The organism is Faecalibacillus sp. H12 (assembly GCF_013361255.1).
In the GTDB taxonomy this organism is placed as follows: domain Bacteria; phylum Bacillota_I; class Bacilli_A; order Erysipelotrichales; family Coprobacillaceae; genus Faecalibacillus; species Faecalibacillus intestinalis.
In genome coordinates, this window is record NZ_JABWDK010000016.1 from 18,560 (window position 1) to 43,535 (window position 24,976).

Here is a 24,976-nt window from a genome sequence, read left to right on the forward strand (position 1 = left end):
AGAAAATGGACATATAAATAAAAAAAATAGTAAATCACTTGATTTACTATCTCATCTGTCATATTCACTTTTAAAAGCATTACACTATTTCAATCCAACATAAATAATCGGCAATCTTCACTTTCATCCCATCCAAGATATGTACTCTTTGCATTGGACTTACTAATGATTCTAGTGTTCTCCAAAATACTTTTTCACTTAATTCTTTATTGTTAATATAAAATTTCATTTGGTTTCCTGCTTTCTTTTAATGACATCCATTTTACCTCATCTCTGAAGTAAAAAATAGCGATTTTTAGATAGTGACACCCTTTTATATGGGTGACATCCACGTAAATCGCTATTTTTTGATTCTTTAAAATATCTTAAAAAACGTTGATTTCATCGACAATTTTTCGATGACATCCATTTTAACTCTTAATTTTGGTGGAGATGGCGGGAATCGAACCCGCGTCCAAAAGCAATTCCTCCAAAGCGTCTACAGTTTAGTCCATTGAATAATTTAACTTGGCTACAATCAACGAACAATTTTACACCAAGCGATTCTTTAAATTTTCGTGGTTAAAGTCAAGACCCCTTCAACCCTTATCCTAAAAGTTATAATACTAACAAATAGCTATAGGCTCACTAAATGTTAGCAGCTTTCATGTCTATGTCGACTAAGCGAAAGCGTAATTAGTTTGTCTGTTTCCAGTTATTTTTTGTTTGAGTTTAACGTACTCCAACGACTGCAGCTAAGGTCAAACATACCCCTGTCGAATCCAAGACATCCCCAGATTAGTAGTAATTTTTAAGAGACTTTTCGATATCTCTTTTTGCAGCTTTTTCTTTTAGATCATTACGTTTATCATAAAGCTTTTTACCTTTAGCAAGCGCAATTTCTAATTTAGCTTTAGATCCACTAAAATACATTTTAGTAGGTACGACAGTTAAGCCACCTTCTTTTAACTTATTAGTTATTTTAAGGATTTCTTTTTTATGAAGCAAGAGTTTTCTTGTTCTTCTTGCTTCATGATTAAAGATATTTCCATGATCATAAGGAGCGATATGCATGTTTTCTACATAAACTTCGTTATTTTTGATTCTTACAAAAGAATCTTTTAAATTCACATTACCTAAACGCACAGATTTAATTTCAGTTCCTTTTAATTCAATACCTGCTTCATAAGTATCTAACAAGAAATAATCATGATGTGCTTTTTTATTTTGAGAAATGATCTTCATACATATCACCACCTTTTCTATCTTCTTTTTCTTTTAAACTTTTGTTTTGGCTTTCTATCTCGTCGCTTATTTATTATAACAGTTTTTTTCTTCTTTTTGTTAGATTTCATACCAACAATTTGAAAATCTATTGTTTTTTCTCTTTTTGAAGCAGCTGAAACCTTAATTTTGACTTTATCAGACATCTTAAATCGTCTTCCAGTTCTTTTTCCAATTAATTGTAGATTTATGTCATCAAAATAATAGAAATCATCTACAAGATCTTCCATACGAATTAATCCTTCAATCGTATTTGGAAGTTCAACAAACATACCAAAGTTTGTAATTGAAGAAACAATTCCTTCAAAAGTTTCACCAATATGGTCTTCCATATATTCAGCCATCTTCATATCATCTACTTCACGTTCAATATCAATTGCTTTTCTTTCAAGCGAAGAAGCTTGATCAGCAACATTTTGCATAATAGAAGCAAAATGGAAAAGAGTTTCTTGATCTAATTTCTTTTTAAATAAATACGTACGTATCAAACGATGAACCATTAAATCAGGATAACGTCTAATTGGTGATGTAAAATGTGTATAATATTCATCCGCTAAACCAAAATGTCCTAAACATTGTTCATCATATCTTGCCTTTGCCATGCAACGAAGAAGTAATGTAGAAATAATCACATGTTCATCTGTTCCTTTACTTGCTTCAACGATTTTACTTAATTCTTTAGAATGAATATCTTCTAACGAACCTTTTATTGTATAACCTAGAGTTCTAGAAATTGTAGAGAATTTTCTTAATTTATCTACCTTAGGATTTTCATGAACACGATAGATAAATGGTAAATCAAGCCATTTAAAATGTTTTGCAACTGTTTCATTAGCAACTAACATAAATGATTCAATAATACGGTCACTTTCTCCACGTTGTCTTAAAACAACATCTGTTGGTTTACCTTTTTCATCAACTAATACTTTAGCTTCATTTGTATCAAAATCGATTGCTCCACGATCTTCTCTTGTTTTTTGTAAAATTTCAGCAAGTTCTTTCATTAAGAAAAATAAATCACATACATGGCTATACTCTTCTTGTAGTTTTTTATCCCCTGCAAGTATTTTATTAACATTATTATAAGTCATTCTTTCAGTTGAATTAATAACTGATTCAACGATATCATGGTCAATGACTTCCCCTTGAGGGGTAATTTCCATAAAACATGAAATTGCAAAACGATCCACATGAGGATTAAGTGAACAAATTCCATTAGATAATTTATGAGGAAGCATTGGAATAACACGATCCACTAAATAAATAGAAGTTCCTCTTGCAAGTGCTTCTTTATCTAATTCAGATCCTTCTTCTACATAATAAGAAACATCAGCAATATGTACCCCTAAATAATAATTTCCATTCTTTAATCTTCTTAAAGAAATTGCATCATCTAAGTCCTTGGCATCATCACCATCAATCGTAACAATCGTTTCATTTCTTAAATCAGTTCTTGTTTTAGCTTCTTCTTGATCAATTTCATTTTCAATTGATTCGATTTGTTCATAAACTTCTCTAGGAAATTCAACATGTGCTTCATGTTGAGAAACAACAGATAAAATATCAACCCCTGGATCTCCTACATGTCCTAAAATTTCTACGACATTTCCTTTTAAATAAGGTTTATACGTTTTAATTTCAACAACAACTTTATGTCCAGCTACTGCACCATGACTATGTGCATGATCTATATAAATAGGTTGTGTAAACTTTTGATCATCCGCATCAAAGACAAGTTCTCTTTTAGCGTTTTTCAACAGCCCAACAAGTCTTGTTTGTCCTCTTTCAATAACTTTAACAATTCTACCTTCTTGACGCGATCCTGTTTGATGCTTTTTAAGTTCAACCATGACTGTATCCATATTAAAAGCATCTTTTAAATCTCTTGAAGAAATAAAAATATCATCACTTTCTTCATCAATAATGACAAAACCAAAACCTCTTTTATTAATATGTAAAACACCTACAATATAATTAGAATTTTCTATTAATAAATATTCATTTTTATCATTTCTTACAATTTTACCCTCATCTTCTAATTGATTTAAAGCTTTAAGCAAAACTGTAAAACCTTCACTATTATTTAGATCTAATACATGTTGTAATTCATGAATTGATCTTTCTTTATCTTTTAATATATCCAAAATTCTTTCTTTCATCTTCTCACCTCCAAAAAAAATAGGACGCCTTGCGTCCTATTATTCATTAATTCATACGTAGTAGAATTGCGATCACGAAGAAGGCAATACTCAAAATCATTGTCATTCTAGACATTACTAAATCAACACCACGTTCTTTTTGTTCAGCAAAAAGATTTGAACTTTGACCAGTTAATGCATTAACAATATCATCTGATTTTCCACTTTGTAATAAACATAATATAATAAGAGCAACGGAAATAATAACCATAGCAACCTTTAAAATTGTTTCAAACATATTTTTAACCTCCTTCGATTAATTTAATACATTGCATAGCAAATATTATCATAAAAAGCTCATAAACACAACATAATTTTAAAATAACTTATGCATTATCTAACCCACAAACATAGTAACGATCTTCTACCCTTACAACCGTTACATTGACTGTCGAATTCAAGCCTTCAATTTCTTCATTAAACGTTAATGAAATCAAAATATTATAATAATCATTATCCTCTAATCCAGCAATTGTTACCTTTGAAGGTGAATAAGATATAATATTATATTTTAAAACCTCTAATTCTGGATATTGATTTTTATAACTATAAAATGATGTTTGTGCATATTGACTAAAGTTTTCCACCATTTCAGGATACATATAATCAACACCACCTATTTCATTTTTTTTCTTATCTACAAAAGTATAATAATCACACACAAAATAAGCAGCCACTAATTGACATTCATCTTCTTCATCTTTATTTTTATAACTTGTATCTAGTCTTGCATAAATATTATTTAATAGTTCGCTATCTCCAGATTTAGTGTATGGAGATTGTACTGTTTCAGTTTTTATTGGTAAAGGCGTATCTTTAGATGTCATAAAATAACCAACACCTACAATCATAAGTAAAAAACATAGCGCAATAATTAAATGATCTCTCATGGCTTTTTGAGGAGATCTTCTTTTACGATAACGATCTAAAAATTTAATTTTTGGTAATTTATCAGAATCAATAAAAATATTTACAATTGTTAAAATTGGTTTATATTTTCTAGAAATCATATCTGTTACTTCTACAAATATTTCAAACATAATCATTAAAGCAATAAATAAAATTGTTCCTGCAGTTGGATTATAATAATATAAATAAGATGAAAGCGAAAATAAGAAAGTGACTAAATAAAGCACTAAAACACTTTTTCTTTGTCCTAATTTTAATTTAAACATCAAATTATGATGTAAATGCCCTCGATCCGCTTCACTAAATTTTTTATGATGTATTTTTCTTCTTAAAATTGCTATTAAAGTATCCATGATTGGAACCATTAAAACAATAATTGGTGCTCCTAAAGTAAAAAAAGCAGAAGCATTGTATCCAAATCCTAATAAAGAAATAACTGAAATCATGAAACCTATATATAAAGCTCCACAATCCCCCATAAAAATTTTTGCTGGATGAAAATTAAAAAACAAAAAGCCCATAATACTTCCAGCAAGAATGAGTGATAAAGAAGCAATGTCACTTCTTCCAGATAATAAAGAAGTCATTGAGATAGTAACAAGGACAATAATTGAAATACCTGCAGATAACCCATCTAACCCATCAATTAAATTAATCGCATTAGTAATTCCTACAATCCAAAATAAAGTAACAATCCCTGAAAAAAATGTCATCGCATCACTTGGGAAATATCCAAATCCTTTTATATAGATTTCTCCATAAACAATGACAATCAACGCCGCAATCACTTCAAAAATTAATTTTACTTTAGGGGATAAATCATGACTATCATCATAAAGCCCTACCATAAAAATTATAAATCCTGCAACCATAATAGCATTTATTTGATGATCCGCTTTCAAAAATAAGGCTGATCCTATAAGTGAACTTAAATAAATGGCATAGCCACCAATACGTGCTATTTCATGTTTATGAACTGTTCTTTTATTCATATGTGCAACAATTCCTAATTGATTTCCAGCTTTAATTACAAGTGGAATCATTAAAGCTGAAATGATTGTTGTTACAACAAATGAAAGAATGACCGTCAGTGACATTTTGCCACCTCCTTTATGCCTATATTATTCATTATTTTTTAGTAAATTTCAACTTTTAAATAGCTCTAAGACTTGTATTTGGACAAAAACTTGTCTATACTAGTATATAAGGAGGAATATGTTTATGCATAGTTTAGGAATCTCTGTTTATCCCGATAAAAGTGATATTAAAGAAGTTTATGAATATATGGAAACTGCCGCTAAATTAGGTTTTTCTAGAATCTTTACTTGTTTTTTATCGATTCCAGATGATAAAAGAGAAAGTTATTTAAAAGAATTTAAAGGATTCATGGATAAAGCTCATGAATTAGGATTTGTTGTTGCTGCTGATACAAATCCAGAAGTATTTAAATTAATTGGAGCTACTCCAAATAATTTAAAACCATTTGCAGATTTAGGATTAGATATTATTCGTTTGGATGGTAACTTTGGTACTCAAGGAGATATCGCTGTTACTAGAAATCCTTATGGTATTAAAATCGAATTCAATGCAAGTATGGATGCTGGTGTTGATTTATTAATTAAAAATGGTGGAAATAAAGACCAAATTATTATGTGTCATAACTTCTTCCCAGAAAGATATACTGGGCTAGATTTTGATTTATTCCAACAATTCAATAAACAATGGAAAGCATTAAATCTTCATACAGCTGCCTTTGTTTCAAGTCACAATGATCCAACAATTGGTCCTTGGGAAGTTTTCTGTGGTTTACCTACAGTAGAAATCATGAGACCTTTACCAATTGAAGTCCAAGCAAGATATTTATTAGCTACTGGTGATGTTGATGATATTATCGTTGGTAACTATCCAGCAAGTACAGAAGAATTAGAAGCATTATCAAAAATCAACTTCCAAGCTTTAGAATTACGTGTTGATGAAGTACCAGAAATTACTGATAATGAAAAATACATCATGTATGAATTTGCTCCACACTGGGATCGATACGATCATTCATCATTTATGTTAAGATCAAGTTTCCCAAGACTTCAATTCAAAAACCAAGCAACTGTTCAAGATTCAGGATTTGGTGATAAAAAAGAAGCTAAAGAAGACAAATCTATTCCACATCATGACTGTGGTAAAAAAGTATTTACGCGTGGTGATATCTTAGTGGTTAACGATAACTTAGCTCATTATCGTGGTGAATTAGAAGTTGTTTTAACTGAAATCCCAAATGATGGTGAACGTAACTTAATCGGTCGTATTAAAGATGAAGACTTAGGTTTATTAGATTTCATTCAACCAGGACAACATTTCAAATTTATTAAATAATTGAAAAAGAAGCTTCACATTGGAGCTTCTTTTATTATTACTCAATTGTCTTTAAATATTCTTCTAAACCATGTTCATCAACATGTCCAATCACTTCATCAGCAATTTCTTTAAGTTCATCAACAGCATTTTCCATAGCAATACCATGACCGACATAGCGAATCATTTCTAAATCATTCAAACCATCGCCAAAAGCATAACTATGTTCTTTATCGATTTGTAGATGTTCTAATACTTTTTGCACACCTGATGCCTTTGAAGTATCAAGAACACAAATTTCAAAAGAAGAAGGATGCAATAAGTCACAATGTATCGTAAAAAATGTTGATTCAATTTTTCATCCTGACACATTCGTTATCTTTAAAATAATTTTATACAATGTATTCAAATAAACAAAGAGAAAAAATTCCTCACCTTAAATTGAACTATATTGAATGCTATCTCTTGTTTATAAAATTATGAAAGATAAAGGAGATCTAACTATGGAAAACAAAGACACAAAAACTGTTTCAGTCGGACAAGAATTTTACACAGCACAGGAAGTTACTACTATGCTAGGTGCATCTAAAACAAGTGCATATAGAGTAATCAAACGCCTAAATGCTGAGCTTGAAGAAAAGGGATACATTACTATCACAGGCAAAATTTCAAAGCGTTACTTCCTTGAAAAATCTTATATTTGACCCCTAAATTGAAGTGTGAACTGACAACTCACACTTCTTTTTATTTGCTTAAATATTTCAATCGACACATTCGTTTTATAAATAAATATCCGTTATCATAGTGATACAAAATATGAAACGGAGGAAAATCTTATGAAGTCAATTTATGAAAGCACCGGAAAAGGTTACACACAACAAGGTGATTATTTATTGCCAAATCTTCAGTTAAACGAAGAACCTGAATACAATATTGGTATCTGGGGACAACGTTATCGTCAGCACTTAAAGAGCAATCACAAAATAATTTACTACAATTATTTAACCAAAGGAACATTGTATCAGCACCTTGCAGAAGTAAATGAACGTGCTGAAAGTATGTTGGATCAGCTTGTAAAATCACTTGCCGAAAAAGAAAATATTACCGAACAACTAAAAGAAAACGATATGCTGCTATGGGTTAAAAAGATGAATAACATCCGTAATAGAGCAATGGAAATCATGAACAGCGAGTTGATTTATGTATGAGAAAACTTTTCATTATCACATTGGTTTTGTTCTTCGCTTTATCATTATCGGCTTGTAATAAAACTGAAACACAGATAGAAACAAGTAGTGTTTTTACCTATACAAGAAACAGAGGTCATTGAAGAAACTTCAAGTCAAATCTCTACATCAGAGCCAGTAACAACAGAAAAATCTACTACTCAAGTTGTAATTTCAACGGTAGAAAAGGAAGAAAATAATTTGACTTCGTCAACAACTTTACCACAAATTACAGAAGTAAAACCAACGCAAAAACCTAAACCAACAGAAGCTAAAACTACTCTCAAAAATGTTACTGAACCAGTTGAAAAAACAACGGTTCAGACAACAGATCAAACCATAAAAGAGCAGAAAGTAGACATTGATTATTATGTTGATTATGCAAAAAATTACGCATTAAATATCGGCTTAACTTACGATATTGAGGCTACAGAATGTTGGGATAACCCTATTTCTATTACATCAAAAACCACATCAACAATCGCAAATATTGAAAGCAGATTGAACAGGTACAAGAACATAGAAGGCTTTGAATCCGTATGTATTTGGTATGAAAAATGCGGTGAAAATGACTACAATCTATACATAGGTTACGCATAATATAAAAAGATAAGGCACAGTTTATGGACGTCAAAATCCATTGCTGTGCCTTGTTTAATGTATAACTGATGTAGAACAAGTTTTTATGTATAATCTTAGCGAGCAGACCATCTGTATACCCAAAGGCTATCCAAACGGTAAAACTGCATCGTCTGAGCATCTCAGCGAGCAGTGTATTTGTGTCCTCACATCCACAAATACCTCGTTAGGGAACACCCTAAGACCTGTTAGTAATCTAATAATTAAACAATCATTCTACATTGCTATCAATTATGTTGACTCTGTAACATTTTCCTTGTTCTGGAAGCTTGCATAGATTTCCTTCGTTTTCTTGAAGTATTTTTTTTGTATGAGTAGCAATGCTTTCTTGCAGTTTTTTATTTTTAGGATCAACACCTAAAGAATTTATTTCGTATGCATCTGCAAATTTATATAAATCAGACGAATTTTCTGCTAACTTTTTCAGATCTATTTCCTGATCCTTTGTAGGTAATAATTCAACTATATCAGCTAAAAGAATTTCGTATATTTGAAAATGTTGACTAAATTCAAGATTAGTAATATGCCTTCCACAAACTCTATAGTTTATTTGATTCCAATTTACAATTTCTTTGTCAATAAGTTCTTCTATAAATTCCCTACTTAAATTATCAATAGATTCTCTATTTGCTTTCTTATCAAATCTTTTTATAAATTTTTTTAAATAGCGATTTTCTAATTGTAATCGATAGTCATCTTTCGAAGACTTATCAATAGGAATCCTATCATCATCAATTACATGAAATTTATTTTTTAATTCCATTTTTTCATTTTCAGTAAACTTATAAACTCCTCCAACTGGTTGATATTTTCCTGTGTTACGTTCATTTTTTACTAATAAATATTTATTACCCACTTTGATTCTAAAGAGGTACGCAAAAGAAATTCGTACAATGCTATCTTTTTTTACAATATCTCCTCTTAGTAGTTTTCTTTGTGAAGTCTTCCAATTAGTATTGTCGGTTAAATCTTCTGCCAAAGATTTAATTTCTGGTATTGCTAAACCTAAAAATATACCAGTAATACTGCCTATCGTTACCCAACTTTTATGCTCTGAAATAAACATAACTCCAACGCAAAGAATAGAAAAGATAATTATTCCTATAAACTTCAAAATTTTCATTAGATTATCTCCTTCCAATAGGAATATTGACTCGTTGTTTTGCAACACATAGTTCATCTTTTATAATGTAACATTCTATATAGTGATTTCCATAAAAATTACTATGTTCGATAATTCTATTTCCCTTTTCAAATATTTGTCCTCGAAGCATATTTTTTCTTTCTGCCTCTGGGCCAACATTTTTAACTTTCCACATTATTTTATAAGGAGGAGGACAATCAGTATATTCCATTTCACATTGAATTTCAAAATTATGCGGTAAATATCGAGATAACATCGTCATAAATTGAGCAATTGGTTTTGGTCTAAATCCATTACCACTAACTTGACAAGAAATTCTACAGTTATATAACGGACAATATGTATATAAATCTTCTATAAATTGTTCCGTTTCCGCAAATGATCTAACTTTGACTACATAGTAATTTGAATTAGAAGTACTTTCTAAAGATGATTCTTTTTGATCCCAATAAGTATGGTTAAAAAATCCATACCACGCTTGAATAGCCTCATCCTCAGTACAATCATCTTTAAACAAAACATCCAAATCTTCTATTTTACTTTTCAATCGATTTTTCCAATTTATCATTTTCTTTTTATCGATTTTTCTAGGAGTTAGATCTCTTCCATTGTCGACTGGAGCTGATACACTTGTATAAACATCTAATCTTTTTATAATAGCTTCCATTGTATAATAGAAAAGCTCATCGATTCGAGTATATACATTTTGTAATTCTTCATTGCAAACAACTGTTTGTAGTAACCCGCTTGGCATATTCTTCCATATTTCTCTTGACTTGCAAAACATTTTAGAAAGTCTAACTACTTTCCTAAGTTTCCCATTTGATAAATCATTTTTTTCTTTAAACCAATCAGTTAATCCTCTTAGATCTCGTTTGGTCCATTCCGAACCAGAATGTTCATACTCCCAACATTCAAGAGATTCGTTATAAGTTCGTCTATATATTGCAAAATCAATATGATAACCTTCAGCGTATGAAACTCTTACACAACTCGTTTTTACTTCGGGAGCAGTGTTAAATTGTTTTGTTTTATCTTTCAAAGCAGCTGCAACCATGTTTCTAGTTGCCAATGCACCTTTATCTCTAAGATCTTCCTTATCAAAAACAATTGCTACATCAATATCATAATCATTATCATCATTTTGAACTACCGTTGACATAGCAACACTACCTTGAACACAAGTTTCCTGTATTACATAATTAGTATCATTATCTTTGTTATATTCTTTTAACCCGTCTTTAAGTCGTTGAATATTTAAGTTTGCTTTTTTATGTAATTTATTTTGTTCATCATGTGATAAAACTACTTTTGAATTATAAAAATCATTAAATTTTGCAGATAAATCATACATTTTATTCTCAGCTCCTTTCTATAAAAAAATGAAAAAATATTTTTATATAAAACTTCAAATATGAATAAACACTCCTTTTATCATTCGCTATAAAAATCATCTAATATATATGTCGTCACAGGTGTTATGTATAATTGGTAACGGATGACTAAATCGACTAAATCATTTCCATCAATCAATGTAATCGGAGATCCTTCTCTGCTAGCTACTCTTGCACTATTGGTAAAGCGACTATTTGTAATAAACACTCCATAATCTGCTTGAAATTTATTCATTGCGCCTAAAAATTGATTAATATCTGGTTCTGTAACTGGACCGACATTATATCTTTTACATTGGATAACAACTCTTGTTGTTCTGAAATCATCTAAATCTTTATGGTATCCATATCCATCAATACCACCATCGTTGCTGATTTGAACACCTTGATTTGTAAATTCAACACTCATTTTTGTAAGTAAAGAACGAGAAAATGCTTCAAACTTTTTAGGAGACATTCTTGCAATAGCATTCAATAAATTTTCTTTAAAATCATTTTTTATTTGATCTTCTGACATCGACTCATCAACATTAGTTTCAGTAACGTTAGTCTCTATGTTATGCTGAGTTTTATTTTTCTCACTTAACTCATTCCAAAATTTCTTTGAAGGAATCATAATTTCTTTTTCTACATCTAGGGAATCTACATCTATTTCTAATCCCTTTTTAGTTAATGTAATTGTAGGATTTCCTTTTGTGTAGCTTACAAGTTCTGTAAATGATAAATCCTTTATCGCAAAATTGAATTTAAAATTGAATTCCTTATATGTATTACCTGTTGATTTTGATGTTTTTACCGCTTCAGCAAATTCAGCAATTTGGTCATCTAAATCAGAGATTCTATTTTTAATTTCAGTTCTATCTAATTTACCACCAGCATCCTGTAATACAGTAAGAATCGGCTTTATTAAATATGCGATTTTACCATCTGAAGAAAGCTTTTTTAATTCTATTTCCATATAAAATCACCTTTCATATATTTTTACCTTTTAAGTATCTCTTTAAATGCATAATAACCTTTTTCTAATAAGCGATGATTAATAACTACACTCTGTAAAATATTCTACTTACTATTAATATAATCATCATACAAAACTGGTGTAAGCTTGAAATCTTTACCAGTATAATTCAACACCATTTTATAACAAGGAATTTCTTTTTTTATGCATATTTGATGCAGCTTGTCTTCTATACTTTTTTCTGTTTTGCTTCCAATATATAAAGCCTTAGGTTTAAGATTACATATCTTACCAAATGACGAGCAGTTGCCGCTTTGTCTATCGATAAAAACTCTCCACTCTTTTTCATAACTCCAGTCTTTTGATTTCGTCAACAAACATTTAAGAACAAGCAATGTATCATTATGATACAAATTCCCAGATAAATTAAATTTCTGATTAATTTCCCATTGAATAACCGGAAGTAAGTGTGATGTTGCATCAAATCTATCATCTGAATATATAATTGGCGCTATAGTCGGAGATAACATCAAATGATTACATCCTATTACACTTTTACAGCTTTGCTCACAAGGATGAATCATAGAAGAAAAATCATATTCTAAATAAAAACCTTTATGTCCGTTAGCATAATGTCCCCACATTAGGGTAGAAGTATTTTTTTCACTAAAACAGGCAATATATTTTTCTGCTTCACATTGTAAAATTCCAAAGAAAAAATCATTGACCAACTTTTGATGATTATTTACAATAAAATTTCCTATAATTTGGGGCATATTCGTGCAAGTATCTTTTATGTACTCATCAGTTAAATTGGAAATATTTTCATGCACTAAATCAATTTCTTTAGATGGCAAAACATTTTTAGCTTCTTTTGGAATAGAACCTTTTTTAAAGCCGATCACCATATTATAAAATGCATCTCTAGAATAATTAGCAAACAACTCATCCATTAATTTATTAAGATCATAACAAGGTGTGCATTCATAAGGATCATTGAATTTCCATATGTTACTTCCCCATATCTCATCATTTTCTAAATTTTGAATATCGTATTCGCTGCCAGATCTAAATCGAAAAAGTTGAGGTGGTAGATGATTTAAAACCCAATTTTGCAATTTTAAATTTTCTTTTATTACATCTTCTTCCTTAGCATTCATATTCAATACAGTTTTGTACAACAATTCCTTAAATTGTTCTCTTTCATCCATAGTACCCCTCCAACTTTTTAAATACTGACATATGATATTTTTCTTAATTAATCAAATTTTCCCGTTCTTTACTAGTGATGCAATTATGTTTTACCCAATGGGAAATGCAATTGTCAAATTTTATGTAGATACATCAGCATATTCAACTGATGCTTGGTATATCTCAGCAGAACAAGATACGGAAAATCTTACGAAGTTTTTCTCTTGCTCTATACTATTCCGTTGGTTTTGCTTTTTCTTCAACAAACTTAATTTCTTCAGAAAGCCCATATTCTTATATATAGCTTTTGGTCTATTTCAGAAATAGATTTACTCCAATCAATATCAAATGCAGGAGTTGAATCTTGCATTAGCAAATATTCACCCCCTAAATCAAATTATTAGATGTAACTATACCTATTTATATTTCCAAAAGGTTAAATACATTTGTGCTACTGATTCCATTAGCACTAACAGAATGTGAGCTATAACAATAATGCAAACTGATGTTACATATTTTAGCCAACAAATTGGCAATACACTTTGAGCTATGGAAATGAATATCAACAAAGTTAAATAGGCTATTTCAACAATTACATTATAAGCTATATTAGAAAGTAAAATTTGAAACAGTGATAATTGTTTGCCGTTAATAGGCTTATAACTTCCTTTGTCCGATTCTGTTTCTTTCAATCTTCTTATATTCTCATTATCAGCCGAAACAAGAATAGAAATAATTGCTACCGAAAAAGAAACCAATATAGCTACAATATTTATTTGTGTTCCAATAAACTCTGAAAAGAGGTGAATAATTTTATCTTTTCCACCAACGTCTAAAACAAGTGCAGCTACTAGTGAAATAATTCCGACAACAACCGGAAATGTAAACTTTCTCCACACTTGTTTTCTTGATTTAAAATAATCGCTTAATGGAATAAATAATATGCTCTTCATTTTATTTCTTCCTCATTTCTGTTATAAACACCTGCGCCTGTATAAAGAAATCCTTGCTATCTACTTCTTTAGTTAAGGTTTCTTTATTAACAGTTAAATAGTGTTTCATTCTCATTATCTCGCTATCTACTTCAAAGTCACCAAATTCATTAGTTCCTTTAATAGCAATTTTTTTGATTTTACCTTTCCTTTTATCTTGCGAATCGTCATAATACTCTTTTATTAGATTTTCTGGAAATTTTTTAATCCCCTTAGGACGTTTTAAAGAAATTTCAATTTCATCCGCAATATCAGTTCTTCCTGCGAATTTCATAAAATCGTCTTTAATATCCTCTTTAGATACCGTTAGTTTAAGTACCGATGTGGTTTTTGACTTTTTAATTGCAGAAAGGAAATCTTCGCCTGGCATTGCTTCATATTCAATCGAATAATAATATTTTTCTTGTAGATCCTCATTATATAACTTGAATTGTTCGTTTAAATAATCTACGATGCTTTTCAATGTAAGACCATAATGATTGCTTTCATACACAGTAAGAAAGCGATCATTTCCTTTAAAAAATCTGATACACAAGTGTGTTTTTTCTTCATCACCATCTTGTGGATTCTTTCTTGTACCGTGCTCAGTCATTGTTTCTGTATCTATTTCATTGCGAACGTGATTATATTTTGCTGATTTAAAAATCAAATTGTAATTACCATCTTTTAGGTTTTCATATGAATCGAGCCATATAATTTTTTCTGAATTTATAATATTCTTTTTTCGGACAGTCAACTCTTTATCCAAAACATATTCCAAAAAATTTGAAAAAGATTCTTTAATTTGCTCAATGTCATATTTAGAATTGTCCTGACTCTCCATTTGTTTAGAAATTGTAAGATAATAAAAATAAATAGGAACCTTCTTCTTATCTGGGTTATTCATTTTTCTTCTCCTCTCTTACAAAACATCATCAAGTAATTTCCAGTCATCACTCTTAATATCATCCGAATAATTTTCGGTGCAGATACAAAGAGAACCGCTTTGTTTGTCTTGACGGACAATACCACCTTTAAGTTTGTACTTCATCAAATATTGCTTTAAAACATCAAACTTCTTGGCAGTATATCTATCAATATCTTCACTGTTACCGGTTTTTGTGAAGCCGCCTTTAGTTTCTATGATCCATACTGCTTTATCTTCTGTCCCTACAATATAATCTGGGTAAAATGATTTTTGTTTACCGAAATTATCTGTATAAACTATTGAAAAATACTCAATTCCTTTGTCTCCATTTTTATAAAACCAAGAAATGTTATTGCACTTTTCACAGTAATTTTCAAAAAGTTTTTCTGGTAATGAACGTTTCTCTGCTGAAGCTAAATAATGTTTGTATACATTCTTAGTCATTTCAGATTGATCCTTTGCCGAACTATCATATGTAAATAAAAACTCTTGTGGAAAACCAATAGGCTTTTCTGTTTTCATAGGAAGATTAAGTGTAATTTGTAATGTTTCATCAGCCATAGCACTTCTTACATCTTCAACCAAAGATTTTTTATTATTTATAACAAAAGAATATAGTTCTCTTACTTCAAGATTTAGAACTTTATAAGGACTACCTATATCTTTCAAAAATAATCTTCTCAATATATTATTAGTGCTGTTATAGTCTAAATTAACTTTAAAGCCTATTTCACCAACGCAATGATGATATTCTTTTCCGTGTTTATGTGTATTCAATTGTTCGTGAATAGCTATGTCATTTAAATTAGATATGCTATCCTGATTCAACTTAGTAACAGAACCTGACTTCGTAAAATCCACAATATCCTCAGAGAAAGAATATCCACAAGCTTCAAGCAGTTTTTTATTTTTATTTAAAGCACCAGAGGTGTTATATTTCTTTCCATAAAACTTTTTTATGATTTTTAATGCAAGCTTTGCGTCACGTGGGAATGGTACATCTGTTTTATATTCACTTATTAGCGTAAAATCTCGGTGTTGAGGCTTTAAAAAGACTTTATATGCATCTAAGGCATCTTTACCTAAGCTTTGTTTAACGCTTTCTGTGAACTTTTCGTCTAATGTATATAAATAACAACAATCTAACAAATCGCAATCATAGTGTTTAGCTTCTGGCATACGACGAATACGTCCTATTGTCTGTATTTCAAATGTTTCACTCATATTATCACGAAGCTTCACTAATATATGAGCTCTTGGACAATCCCATCCAGTCGCAACCGCTTGTTTAATAATAACTGCTACAGGTGTAGATGTTGGTTCTTCAATATCTTCTAAATTTTGTTTTTTATCAGAAAGCCATACTGCCAATTGATTATTTTCATATGTAATTCCTTGTGATTCAAAATACTCCTCAACCCGATCTAACAAGGCATCCGATTTATTTGGTATTTGAACAACAATAAGAGGATTAACTTCAGCTTTATATTTCGTAAATTCAGCACGTAGTTCTTGCTGCTTTTTAATTGCCTTTTGCAATAAATATGTTATTTGATCATCAACATTAATATCTTGCTCGAAGTTTTCATTAATGACAAGCAACTTTTTTATTAGACCTTCTGCAATAACATCTTCCTCTGGAATTTCTATTAACTTAGCGTCTTTGTATCCCTTAGGTGTTGCAGAGCAACGTATAATCTTGTCGGTGTGAAACAATTCAATTATGTCATCTGCTTTAATGGTATCGTTTTGATGAGATTCATCTACAACTATTTTAAAATTAATTCCATCATTCAATGCTTTATTGATATGATCTTCAAAATTTAAACGTTCGCTATCTTTTAAAGCCGTATTTCCTTTTTTGGTAAGTTTTTCCCAGTTAATAAAACAAGCATCGTTAGATTCGAATCCACCTGTCATTATGTCATATAAAAGCTTTGTATGACTACCGTGGATATATCTATCCATTTTTTCTTTACTTTGTTCTTCAAGACTTCCTTTTCCAGGAGTTAACCAAATAAATACAGTATTACTATGACTTTTGAAATATTCATCCATAAAATGGGTAAGAATTATCGTTTTACCACTACCAGTGCAACTTTTTAGAATAATATCTCTATTAGATTCCTCCATAGATTCCATAAGTTGACCTATGGCTTTGATTTGAAAATTAGCAAGTGTAATATTCATTTTTTACCCCTCCAATTCCTTGTAGTAATAATCAGGAATAATATTAACTACAATCTTATTGTCTTTTAGCTTTTGTTCTTGTGCTGCATCCAGTAAAATATCGTGTCCCATATAAATTTTCTTACAAGCAGAAAATTTATCTATATCAGCAATAAATTGATCCAATTCTTCTTCTGTAAGTACAATAGCTATTTCTTTATTACCGGTGAAATTAACACCATTTTCCAATTCTACAAGTTCACGAATATGTTCAAGTAATTCATCAGCATATTCATAGTACATACGGTCAGAAATTGGTACATAATCTACTTTGTAATATTTAAGACTTGCAGGTATAGAAGAAAATACTTTGCCTTTTTCTGTAACATATCCTTTTATAACATTAGATAATCTTTGATATGTTTTTTCTATACATATATTATTTTGATTATTTGTGCAAAGAATAAATTTTCTAGTTCCACTATCCTCTTCATTTTGTGTAATTACAGAGTGCCCCGTTGTTCCTGAACCAGCAAAAAAATCTAAGACTGTAATATCTTTTTTAGGATATAAAGAAATAATTCGTTTCATTAAATCTAAAGGTTTTTTTCCATTAGGAAATTCTACATTACCCTCTTTTGTAAGATTTTTTGTACCTGCAATAAAATTCCAATATGTTCCTTGTAATGTTTTTTTATACAACTTACCATCTATTTCTTCACTTACATCTCTTAACCAAGCAAAAAGCCTAAAATTCTTTCCTTTGTAAAATTGTTCGTAAAGTTTTCCTTTATTTTTTCCAGACTTAGGAGTATATTCTATAGAAAATAGTTCGCTTTCAACCCCTAATTCATTCACTTTTTCCATTACTCTTGGTCGTATAGAACTCTGTGGCATTGCTGTTTGGAAAATGCAATGTGAATATTTTGAATAAATGTCTTTTTCTGATAAATTCTCTTCTTTAATTAATTTACTTACTGATTTTATATCATAATTAATCCTTTTATATATTTTTATTTCATCGCCTTCTCCGTCAACTGTAGATCCAACATATATTTTCTCCCCCGGATCAACAAGAGCGGTTGTATATTTCCAACTAATATTTTCATCTCTATAACGTTGCACTAAATCTCCGATTTCTTCATAGTCATATGCACCATTGAATATAGGTAATAAATCATAGTTTTTAGCATATATAAGAATGTATTCACAATTCTTTTTAAATTTTTTATCTTCTCCTCCACCTGATGCTCCAGCAATATTTTTCATATTTACACTGATTATATTAAGAAAATTGTCCTCTCCAAATGTAGAATCACATAACAAACGAAGTTGTGCTAATTCAATATCACTAATTTGTATAAATATTACACCTTCTTCAGTAAGTAGCTTTCGTGCAATTTCTAATCGTTTAGTCATAAAACTAACCCATTTAGAATGTTTGAATCCATCTTCTTTATCTACATAATCATCATCATAAATAAAGTCTTTTATTCCAGTGTTATATGGTGGATCAATATAAATTAAATCAATGCTGCCTCTATGTGTTTTCTCTAATAATTTTAAAGAAGCAAGATTATCTCCTTCGATTAGAAAGTTCATTTCTCCACCGTTATCGATAAACAATTCCTTTTCTTCAGTTAAAACAGGAGTATTATTTTCTAATACTTCATCTATTTTTTCTCTATGTTCCTCAAATACAAGACCATACTTTTTACCATTAATGTCTTTTTCAAGTTCAGAAAGATATGTTAATAGTTTTCCTGTATTTTCATCTTGAGGTGCATTAGCTATATAGGTATGAATTTGATTGATTTTATTCAGTAAATCATCACGTTTAAGTTTTGATATGTTTATGCTCATCCTTTTTCCTCCTAATTATTAGTCAACAATTCACTTTTTAAAATACCAACTTGCATCATAAGTTCATTAACAATTTGACTATCCGAAGCTTGTTCAAAAGGAATTGTGTGCTGTACTAATTTAATTGCTGTAACTTGTCCTACTTGACTATCTTTGATTCTCAACTCTTGTATTTTATGTATCGCATTTTCTCTATCTAAACATCCAAAAGTATTGTAGCTATTAATAATATTTTCACGTTCTTTTATATCATTCAGAATTTTAACTTTATCCTTATAATCTTCTTTATTTTCCATACTGCACTATCCTCCAATTATTCTTCAAATAATATTTCACATACATCTTCAATATTGCAATCAAGTGTTTTGCAAATCTTTGCAAGGACTTCTAATTGAACGGACTCATTCTTACCGAGCTTAGCCATTGCATTTGAAGAGATACCTGCTTCTTCACGCAGTTTAGTTTTATTTATATTCTTATCTATCATTAGTTTCCAAAGTTTGTTATACGAAATAGTCATCATATGCCTCCGTTCTTTTATAACAATTTTATTCATTATACCACTATTTTCTTTGACTTACAATTTTATTTTATATATTACAATTTAATGTTTAATTTCTCAACGAAACATCTTATTTTTCATTATTTGAAGAATAGGATGTTTTTATTTTTTCTATAGTAAATTAAAACTTGTTCCCTACTTCGGTAAAATGCCAATCAATAAAATCACGGTATCAACGGTTAGAACGTGGCAGAATACAATGATTACACACAAGAATAACTATTCGCCTACACACCTTAAAACACTTCATAATCAGCTTTTAGCCATTATGAATTTTATCTTTAATCTTTTGTTTTATAGTGGTATTCGTGAAGGTGAAATGCTCGCATTGACGCTGAACGATTTTAACTTTGAAAACAACACATTATCCATCAACAAAAGCTATGCCGTTGTGGATAAGAAAGAAATTATCAAAGAACCAAAGACTCCAAAGAGCAAAAGAATTGTTGCTATATCACTACCGATTATGAATCTAGTAAAAGAATATTCGCAAACAATCTATGGCTACAAGCCGAACGAAAGATTGTTTCCAACAACGAAAAGTTCACTCTATCGTACAATGAAAAAGTATAGTGAACTAGCCGGAGTTAAAAAGATTCGTATTCACGATTTAAGACATTCCCACGCAAGTCTTCTTATTGAAAAAGGCGTTCCACCTCTTGCGATAAGTGAACGCCTTGGACACGAAGATATACAAACAACATTAAATATCTATTCGCATTTATATCCGAATAAGCAAAATGAAATTGCTGATATGTTATCTTCACTTATGGTTTAAGCTACGGGAATAAAGCATCTTCTCTCTAGGTGGTACACTTTTGGTACGATGACAGGTTTTAGAAAAGATAAAAACCTCCGAAAAGCCTGTAAATAAGGCATTTTCAGAGGTTTTAATTACATTATATTTTTATTCCCACTCAATTGTCTTTAAATATTCTTCTAAACCATTTTCATCTACATGACCAATCACTTCATCAGCCACATCTTTTAACTCTTTAACAGCATTTTTCATAGCAATTCCATGACCTACATATTTAATCATTTCTAAATCATTTAAGCCATCTCCAAAAGCATAACTATGATCTTTATCAATATTCAAATGTTCTAGAATTTTTTCTACACCCGTTGCCTTAGAAGTATCTAAAGCACATATTTCAAATAAATTAGCTGTTCCGTGATGATCAAAATAAAATTTATCAGCAATATAATCAATAATTTTATCATGATCTTTTTTAGCACTTATTTCTATTTTTAAAGAACGATGCATTACTTCTTCTTTATCAAAATTTGTTATTAATTTTTCATGACGAATATCACAAATTTTAAAGAATTCAATAAAATTATGATAAGCAGGATCAATATAACAATCCGTTGCTGTTTCAAAATCATATTCACAATCAATACTTTCTAGCATCTTCATTAAATCTTTCACTTTTTCATAAGGAATTCTATTTTCATAAATAATTTCATGATTCAATTCCACATGTGCCCCATTACATAAAACAAAACCATTAAAACCGGCATCAATGATTTGATTTGAAATAAAAGCTAAAGGTCGTCCTGAGGCAACAAATAAATAATGTCCAGCCTCTTTCAATCTTTTAAGTTCTCTTTTTACTCCCTCCGGTATTTTTAATTCACTATTTAATAATGTTCCATCTATATCAAAAAATAATACTTTTTTCACCATTTTCACCTCAGATGAGATTGTATCATTTTTAACTATTCAATTTGTATAATTTCTAGATAAGAAAAAAACTGTTCAAAAAGAACAGTCTATTTCATATAGTGTAAGTTTTCTAACATCACACCGCATCCATTAGCAACACAATTTAATGCATCATCTGCTACGAATACAGGAACATTTAATTCAGATTCTAATAATCTATCTAAACCAGTTAATAAAGCTCCTCCACCTGTTAAGAAAATACCACGTGATACGATATCAGCAGCTAATTCTGGTGGTGTTTGTTCAAGAACATGTTTAGTTTCTTTAACAATTGTTGCACAAGTTTCTCTAAGTGCTAATTCAGTTTCGTTTGATGTAATAGTAATTGTATGTGGTAATCCAGTTACTAAGTCTCTACCACGTACTTCAAATGTTTTATCAGATGATCCTTTTACAGCAGAACCAATTTCTAATTTAATTTGTTCAGCAGTACGATCTCCAATTAATAATTTATATTTATCTTTAACAAATTTAATAATGTCCGCATCCATGACGTCACCAGCAATTTTTAAAGATGAACTTGTTACAATATCACCTAAAGATAATACTGCAATATCAGTAGTTCCTCCACCGATATCAATAACCATATTACCTGTTGGTTTATTAATTTCAAGACCAGCTCCAATTGCTGCTACTTTTGGTTCTTCTTCGATAAATACCTTTTTAGCTCCACATCTTTCAGCAACATCTCTAATTGCTGATTTTTCAATTGAAGTGATGTTAGATGGACAACAAATCAAGATTGTTGGTCTAGCAAAAATTCCTTTTAAATTTAATTTATTAATAAAATGAGTTAATAAGATTTCAGTAATTCTAAAATCTGCAATAACTCCATCTTTTAATGGTCTAATTGCTTGAACCCTACCAGGAGTTTTACCTAACATATCTTTTGCCTCTTGTCCTACAGCTAATGGCTTTTTAGTTTCTTCATCTATTGACACTACTGAAGGTTCATTGACTACAATACCTTCACCTTTGACATAAATTAATATATTTGCAGTACCTAAATCGATACCAATTTCTTTTGATAATGCCATTATTTCTCCTCCTTGTATGTTTTTTCCTCAATATTGTATCACGATTTTATTGAATTACAAGGCAAAAAAACAAAAGACACTAATTTTTTTATAAATATAAATTTATCATGATGACGTCTTAATTTTTTCAATTTTTTGATTAAAATATTTATCAGGATTTACAGTTTTATCATCAATTGAAACAATAAAATGTAAATGTTTTTTTAATGTTGATTGATAAACATTATTTCCTGCTTTTCCAATAACATCTCCTTGTTTCACTTGATCTCCTTTTTCAACTTTAATATCATCTAAAGATTGATAAATTGTTTGAATACCTTTTTGATGTTCAATCGTAACAATCCACCCTAATAAAGAATCATTTTCTTTTCTAATAACAGTCCCACTTGCACTCGCATAAACATCAAAGCTTTCATTATCCTTTGTATAATCAATCCCATCATTAGGACGATAGACTCCTTCAAAATAAACAAGTGCTTCTTCTAATTTTTTATCATCTAAAGACGTATCATAAAAACCCTTACTTACTTTAACATCATCATTAACTGGTTTTTTTAAGATTTCACTTCCTTGATTTTTATTTTCATCTTTTGTTTCTACCGAAACTACTGGTACATCCTCGAATGGTTTTAAATTCTTAACAATTTCCTGAATAACACCGGCACCTATTAAAAATAATAAAAGTGAAGTCATAAAAATAAATGTTTTTTTATTCCTCTTCAATAATCCTTTCATGCTTTTCACCTCTTAAGAAGTGTAACCATAAAATCATTCTTTATTCTTTGAAATCTCTACTCCTTGATAATAGTGTTTTAAAATAGCTTGATAATTATATCCTTCCTTTGCCATTCCTTGTGCACCATATTGAGACAACCCAACTCCATGTCCACATCCTTTAGTCACAAAAATATAAGAATTTCCTTCTTTAACTATTTCAAAATCACTTGAAGACAATTGTAGTTTTTCTCTTACTTCCCTACCACTATATTGTTTTTGATTAATAAGAATAGATTTAACTCTCCCACTAGGATAGTGTTCTAAAAAACGATATTGAAACGAACCTCCAAAAAGTGAATTAAGCTGTGCTTTAGTATATTTTACTTTTCTTATAAACTGAGGATCATATTCTTGATCCCAATGTGAATCTACAGAAACCAAATACGGTTGACTTGAACCTTTAAAATAGTTTTCTACATTTTCGCTTTTTCCATTACTGCTTGAATAAAAAAGAGCTGAAATACACTTTCCTTGGTAAGTTAAGATTTCCCCCTTAGTTTCTACAATAGCTTTTTGAACTTTCTCTTTATATTCTTCATAATGATCACTCCATGAAACCTTCATCTTTTCATCATCTAGATAAACTTGTGTATTGGTTGTATTATCTACACTTAATAAACGCGAATAAACAAAAGTTCGACTTGCGACAACTTGTGCTTTAATTGCTTCAAGTTCAAAACTTGCCGGCATTTCTCCAGCAACGACCCCTAATAAATAGTCATCTAAAAGAATTTTTTGTGTATTATCTCCAACTTGTACACTTACATAAACATCTTCATTTTCTTTTCCTTTATATAAAGAATCTTTCTCTTTAGTTGGTTGATACAACAAAATAATCGCTAATAAAATAAATAGAATAAGTAATAATTTAAAAAAAATAGTTTTCATATTTTAATATATGAAAACTTAAATTAAAAATGTATTGTTACAAAATCTAAAATAAAAGATGCAAATAAATAACCCAAAGATACAGAAGCAACAAGATATAAACAATAAAATTGTTTTAATTTTCCCTTAAGAATATATTTTTCATAATGAAAACAACTTAACCCATACATTGAAGATAAAATAGAAAACAAATAAACAATTAACTTTAATATCTGATATGACATATATTTCTCCTCATATAACCCATCAATCTGCATATAATAAACAGGGTGATCATTTTGACAAATAAAACTTTACAATATCTTATCTATAATCGACTCTATTCATCAAGTATGTACGAACTTCTTGCAACCCAAGCTCCTACAAATATATTACAAACTCAGATGAAACTTTACCAAGAAGAAACACTTAATAATGTTTCTTATCTTGATCGTTATTATCAAGAATTAAACACATCAAGTTATCATCCAATTGTAAAAGAGCCTGTTAATCAAGGAAGTTTTAAAAAAAATATATATTGGATGTTAGAGTATGAAGGATCAAGCACGAAAATATTTTGCAGTGAAAGTTTTAACGCGAATAACGACGAACAAATAAAAAACCTAACCTCCTATATTTCTTCTATAATTGATCAAAGAAACACAAAACTAACAAATATATATTTGAATATACTTGATGAAGAAATCGCAAATAAATAAAAAACATCACCGAAGTGATGTGATTTACAAATGGTGACTCGTACGGGATTCGAACCCGTGAATGCATGCGTGAAAGGCATGTG

General features: G+C 29.8%; 27 protein-coding genes, 1 other RNA gene and 1 pseudogene. 7 read left to right on the forward strand and 22 right to left on the reverse strand.

All coding sequences use genetic code 11. From position 1 onward, the window contains the following. Positions 1-79: 79 nt before the first annotated feature. The 6 genes from HUU89_RS10185 to HUU89_RS10210 form a co-directional block, all read right to left on the reverse strand. Positions 80-229 (reverse strand): hypothetical protein, encoded by a 150-nt coding sequence (locus tag HUU89_RS10185; RefSeq protein WP_022000981.1) that lies wholly within the window; start codon positions 227-229, stop codon positions 80-82. 195 nt (positions 230-424) lie between these two features. Next, positions 425-774, reverse strand: a transfer-messenger RNA (tmRNA) gene (ssrA, locus tag HUU89_RS10190). Between the two features lie 3 nt (positions 775-777). Next, positions 778-1,224 carry an SsrA-binding protein SmpB gene (gene smpB / locus HUU89_RS10195; protein WP_032089679.1) on the reverse strand — a complete coding sequence of 149 codons (447 nt, stop codon included), beginning with the start codon at positions 1,222-1,224 and terminating at the stop codon, positions 778-780. 17 nt (positions 1,225-1,241) lie between these two features. Continuing rightward, complete coding sequence (rnr, locus tag HUU89_RS10200) at positions 1,242-3,422, reverse strand: ribonuclease R (RefSeq protein ID WP_175301673.1); 2,181 nt, start codon at positions 3,420-3,422, stop codon at positions 1,242-1,244. 46 nt (positions 3,423-3,468) lie between these two features. Then, the gene (gene secG / locus HUU89_RS10205; protein ID WP_022001041.1) at positions 3,469-3,699 is read right to left on the reverse strand and encodes a preprotein translocase subunit SecG; all 231 of its coding nucleotides are present in this window, start codon (positions 3,697-3,699) and stop codon (positions 3,469-3,471) included. Between the two features lie 88 nt (positions 3,700-3,787). After that, positions 3,788-5,467 (reverse strand): MraY family glycosyltransferase, encoded by a 1,680-nt coding sequence (locus tag HUU89_RS10210; protein WP_175301674.1) that lies wholly within the window; start codon positions 5,465-5,467, stop codon positions 3,788-3,790. 124 nt (positions 5,468-5,591) lie between these two features. Between HUU89_RS10210 and HUU89_RS10215 the strand changes: the two genes are divergently transcribed. Further along, positions 5,592-6,740, forward strand: coding sequence for a DUF871 domain-containing protein (locus tag HUU89_RS10215; RefSeq protein WP_175301675.1), 1,149 nt, complete (start codon positions 5,592-5,594; stop codon positions 6,738-6,740). A gap of 37 nt (positions 6,741-6,777) precedes the next feature. Here the strand turns inward: HUU89_RS10215 and HUU89_RS10220 are convergent, their stop codons facing one another. Beyond that, the gene (locus tag HUU89_RS10220) at positions 6,778-7,074 is read right to left on the reverse strand and encodes an HAD family hydrolase (protein ID WP_175301691.1); all 297 of its coding nucleotides are present in this window, start codon (positions 7,072-7,074) and stop codon (positions 6,778-6,780) included. A gap of 148 nt (positions 7,075-7,222) precedes the next feature. On the opposite strand from HUU89_RS10220, the gene HUU89_RS10225 reads away from it, so the two are divergent. From HUU89_RS10225 to HUU89_RS10235, 3 genes are all read left to right on the forward strand, one after another. After that, the gene (locus tag HUU89_RS10225) at positions 7,223-7,423 is read left to right on the forward strand and encodes a hypothetical protein (RefSeq protein ID WP_175301676.1); all 201 of its coding nucleotides are present in this window, start codon (positions 7,223-7,225) and stop codon (positions 7,421-7,423) included. Between the two features lie 132 nt (positions 7,424-7,555). Further along, the gene (locus tag HUU89_RS10230; protein ID WP_175301677.1) at positions 7,556-7,927 is read left to right on the forward strand and encodes a TnpV protein; all 372 of its coding nucleotides are present in this window, start codon (positions 7,556-7,558) and stop codon (positions 7,925-7,927) included. Between the two features lie 87 nt (positions 7,928-8,014). Then, positions 8,015-8,545 (forward strand): hypothetical protein, encoded by a 531-nt coding sequence (locus HUU89_RS10235; RefSeq protein ID WP_175301678.1) that lies wholly within the window; start codon positions 8,015-8,017, stop codon positions 8,543-8,545. A gap of 250 nt (positions 8,546-8,795) precedes the next feature. Here HUU89_RS10235 and HUU89_RS10240 read toward each other — a convergent pair whose 3' ends face one another. From HUU89_RS10240 to HUU89_RS10285, 10 genes are all read right to left on the reverse strand, one after another. Next, positions 8,796-9,707: a hypothetical protein gene (locus HUU89_RS10240; protein WP_175301679.1), complete on the reverse strand. Its 912-nt coding sequence runs from the start codon at positions 9,705-9,707 to the stop codon at positions 8,796-8,798. Between the two features lie 4 nt (positions 9,708-9,711). After that, positions 9,712-11,082, reverse strand: coding sequence for a nucleotide-binding domain-containing protein (locus tag HUU89_RS10245; protein ID WP_175301680.1), 1,371 nt, complete (start codon positions 11,080-11,082; stop codon positions 9,712-9,714). Positions 11,083-11,162: 80 nt separating this feature from the next. Further along, positions 11,163-12,080: a restriction endonuclease gene (locus HUU89_RS10250; protein ID WP_175301681.1), complete on the reverse strand. Its 918-nt coding sequence runs from the start codon at positions 12,078-12,080 to the stop codon at positions 11,163-11,165. A 104-nt stretch (positions 12,081-12,184) separates the two neighbouring features. Continuing rightward, entirely contained in the window at positions 12,185-13,291 is a 1,107-nt protein-coding gene (locus HUU89_RS10255) for a DUF2971 domain-containing protein (RefSeq protein WP_175301682.1), read from the reverse strand. A 396-nt stretch (positions 13,292-13,687) separates the two neighbouring features. Further along, positions 13,688-14,224 carry a hypothetical protein gene (locus HUU89_RS10260; protein ID WP_175301683.1) on the reverse strand — a complete coding sequence of 179 codons (537 nt, stop codon included), beginning with the start codon at positions 14,222-14,224 and terminating at the stop codon, positions 13,688-13,690. 1 nt (position 14,225) lies between these two features. Then, complete coding sequence (locus HUU89_RS10265; protein ID WP_175301684.1) at positions 14,226-15,149, reverse strand: hypothetical protein; 924 nt, start codon at positions 15,147-15,149, stop codon at positions 14,226-14,228. A 15-nt stretch (positions 15,150-15,164) separates the two neighbouring features. Then, the gene (locus tag HUU89_RS10270; protein ID WP_175301685.1) at positions 15,165-17,360 is read right to left on the reverse strand and encodes a DEAD/DEAH box helicase; all 2,196 of its coding nucleotides are present in this window, start codon (positions 17,358-17,360) and stop codon (positions 15,165-15,167) included. A gap of 3 nt (positions 17,361-17,363) precedes the next feature. After that, a complete protein-coding gene (locus HUU89_RS10275) occupies positions 17,364-19,202 on the reverse strand; it encodes a site-specific DNA-methyltransferase (protein ID WP_175301686.1) in 1,839 nt (612 codons plus the stop codon). An 11-nt stretch (positions 19,203-19,213) separates the two neighbouring features. Further along, positions 19,214-19,498, reverse strand: a complete 285-nt coding sequence (locus tag HUU89_RS10280; protein WP_175301687.1) for a hypothetical protein — start codon at positions 19,496-19,498, stop codon at positions 19,214-19,216. Positions 19,499-19,515: 17 nt separating this feature from the next. After that, entirely contained in the window at positions 19,516-19,722 is a 207-nt protein-coding gene (locus tag HUU89_RS10285; protein WP_175301692.1) for a helix-turn-helix domain-containing protein, read from the reverse strand. 133 nt (positions 19,723-19,855) lie between these two features. Between HUU89_RS10285 and HUU89_RS15450 the strand changes: the two are divergent. Both HUU89_RS15450 and HUU89_RS14755 read left to right on the forward strand, forming a co-directional pair. After that, a pseudogene (locus HUU89_RS15450) lies at positions 19,856-19,954 on the forward strand (hypothetical protein); the annotation flags it as partial. Between the two features lie 9 nt (positions 19,955-19,963). Further along, positions 19,964-20,542 carry a site-specific integrase gene (locus HUU89_RS14755; protein ID WP_217498472.1) on the forward strand — a complete coding sequence of 193 codons (579 nt, stop codon included), beginning with the start codon at positions 19,964-19,966 and terminating at the stop codon, positions 20,540-20,542. Positions 20,543-20,671: 129 nt separating this feature from the next. On the opposite strand, the gene HUU89_RS10295 is transcribed toward HUU89_RS14755, so the two are convergent. The 5 genes from HUU89_RS10295 to HUU89_RS10315 form a co-directional block, all read right to left on the reverse strand. Further along, positions 20,672-21,451, reverse strand: a complete 780-nt coding sequence (locus tag HUU89_RS10295) for an HAD family hydrolase (protein WP_175301688.1) — start codon at positions 21,449-21,451, stop codon at positions 20,672-20,674. A gap of 89 nt (positions 21,452-21,540) precedes the next feature. Continuing rightward, complete coding sequence (locus HUU89_RS10300) at positions 21,541-22,530, reverse strand: rod shape-determining protein (protein ID WP_022001045.1); 990 nt, start codon at positions 22,528-22,530, stop codon at positions 21,541-21,543. 105 nt (positions 22,531-22,635) lie between these two features. Further along, positions 22,636-23,265, reverse strand: a complete 630-nt coding sequence (locus HUU89_RS10305) for a M23 family metallopeptidase (RefSeq protein ID WP_032089673.1) — start codon at positions 23,263-23,265, stop codon at positions 22,636-22,638. A 33-nt stretch (positions 23,266-23,298) separates the two neighbouring features. After that, positions 23,299-24,195: a stage II sporulation protein D gene (gene spoIID / locus HUU89_RS10310; protein ID WP_119362648.1), complete on the reverse strand. Its 897-nt coding sequence runs from the start codon at positions 24,193-24,195 to the stop codon at positions 23,299-23,301. 23 nt (positions 24,196-24,218) lie between these two features. Next, positions 24,219-24,419 carry a DUF1146 domain-containing protein gene (locus HUU89_RS10315; protein WP_032089671.1) on the reverse strand — a complete coding sequence of 67 codons (201 nt, stop codon included), beginning with the start codon at positions 24,417-24,419 and terminating at the stop codon, positions 24,219-24,221. A 54-nt stretch (positions 24,420-24,473) separates the two neighbouring features. Here HUU89_RS10315 and HUU89_RS10320 point away from each other — a divergent pair, with 54 nt between their 5' ends. Next, positions 24,474-24,893, forward strand: coding sequence for a hypothetical protein (locus tag HUU89_RS10320; RefSeq protein WP_175301689.1), 420 nt, complete (start codon positions 24,474-24,476; stop codon positions 24,891-24,893). Positions 24,894-24,976: the final 83 nt, after the last annotated feature.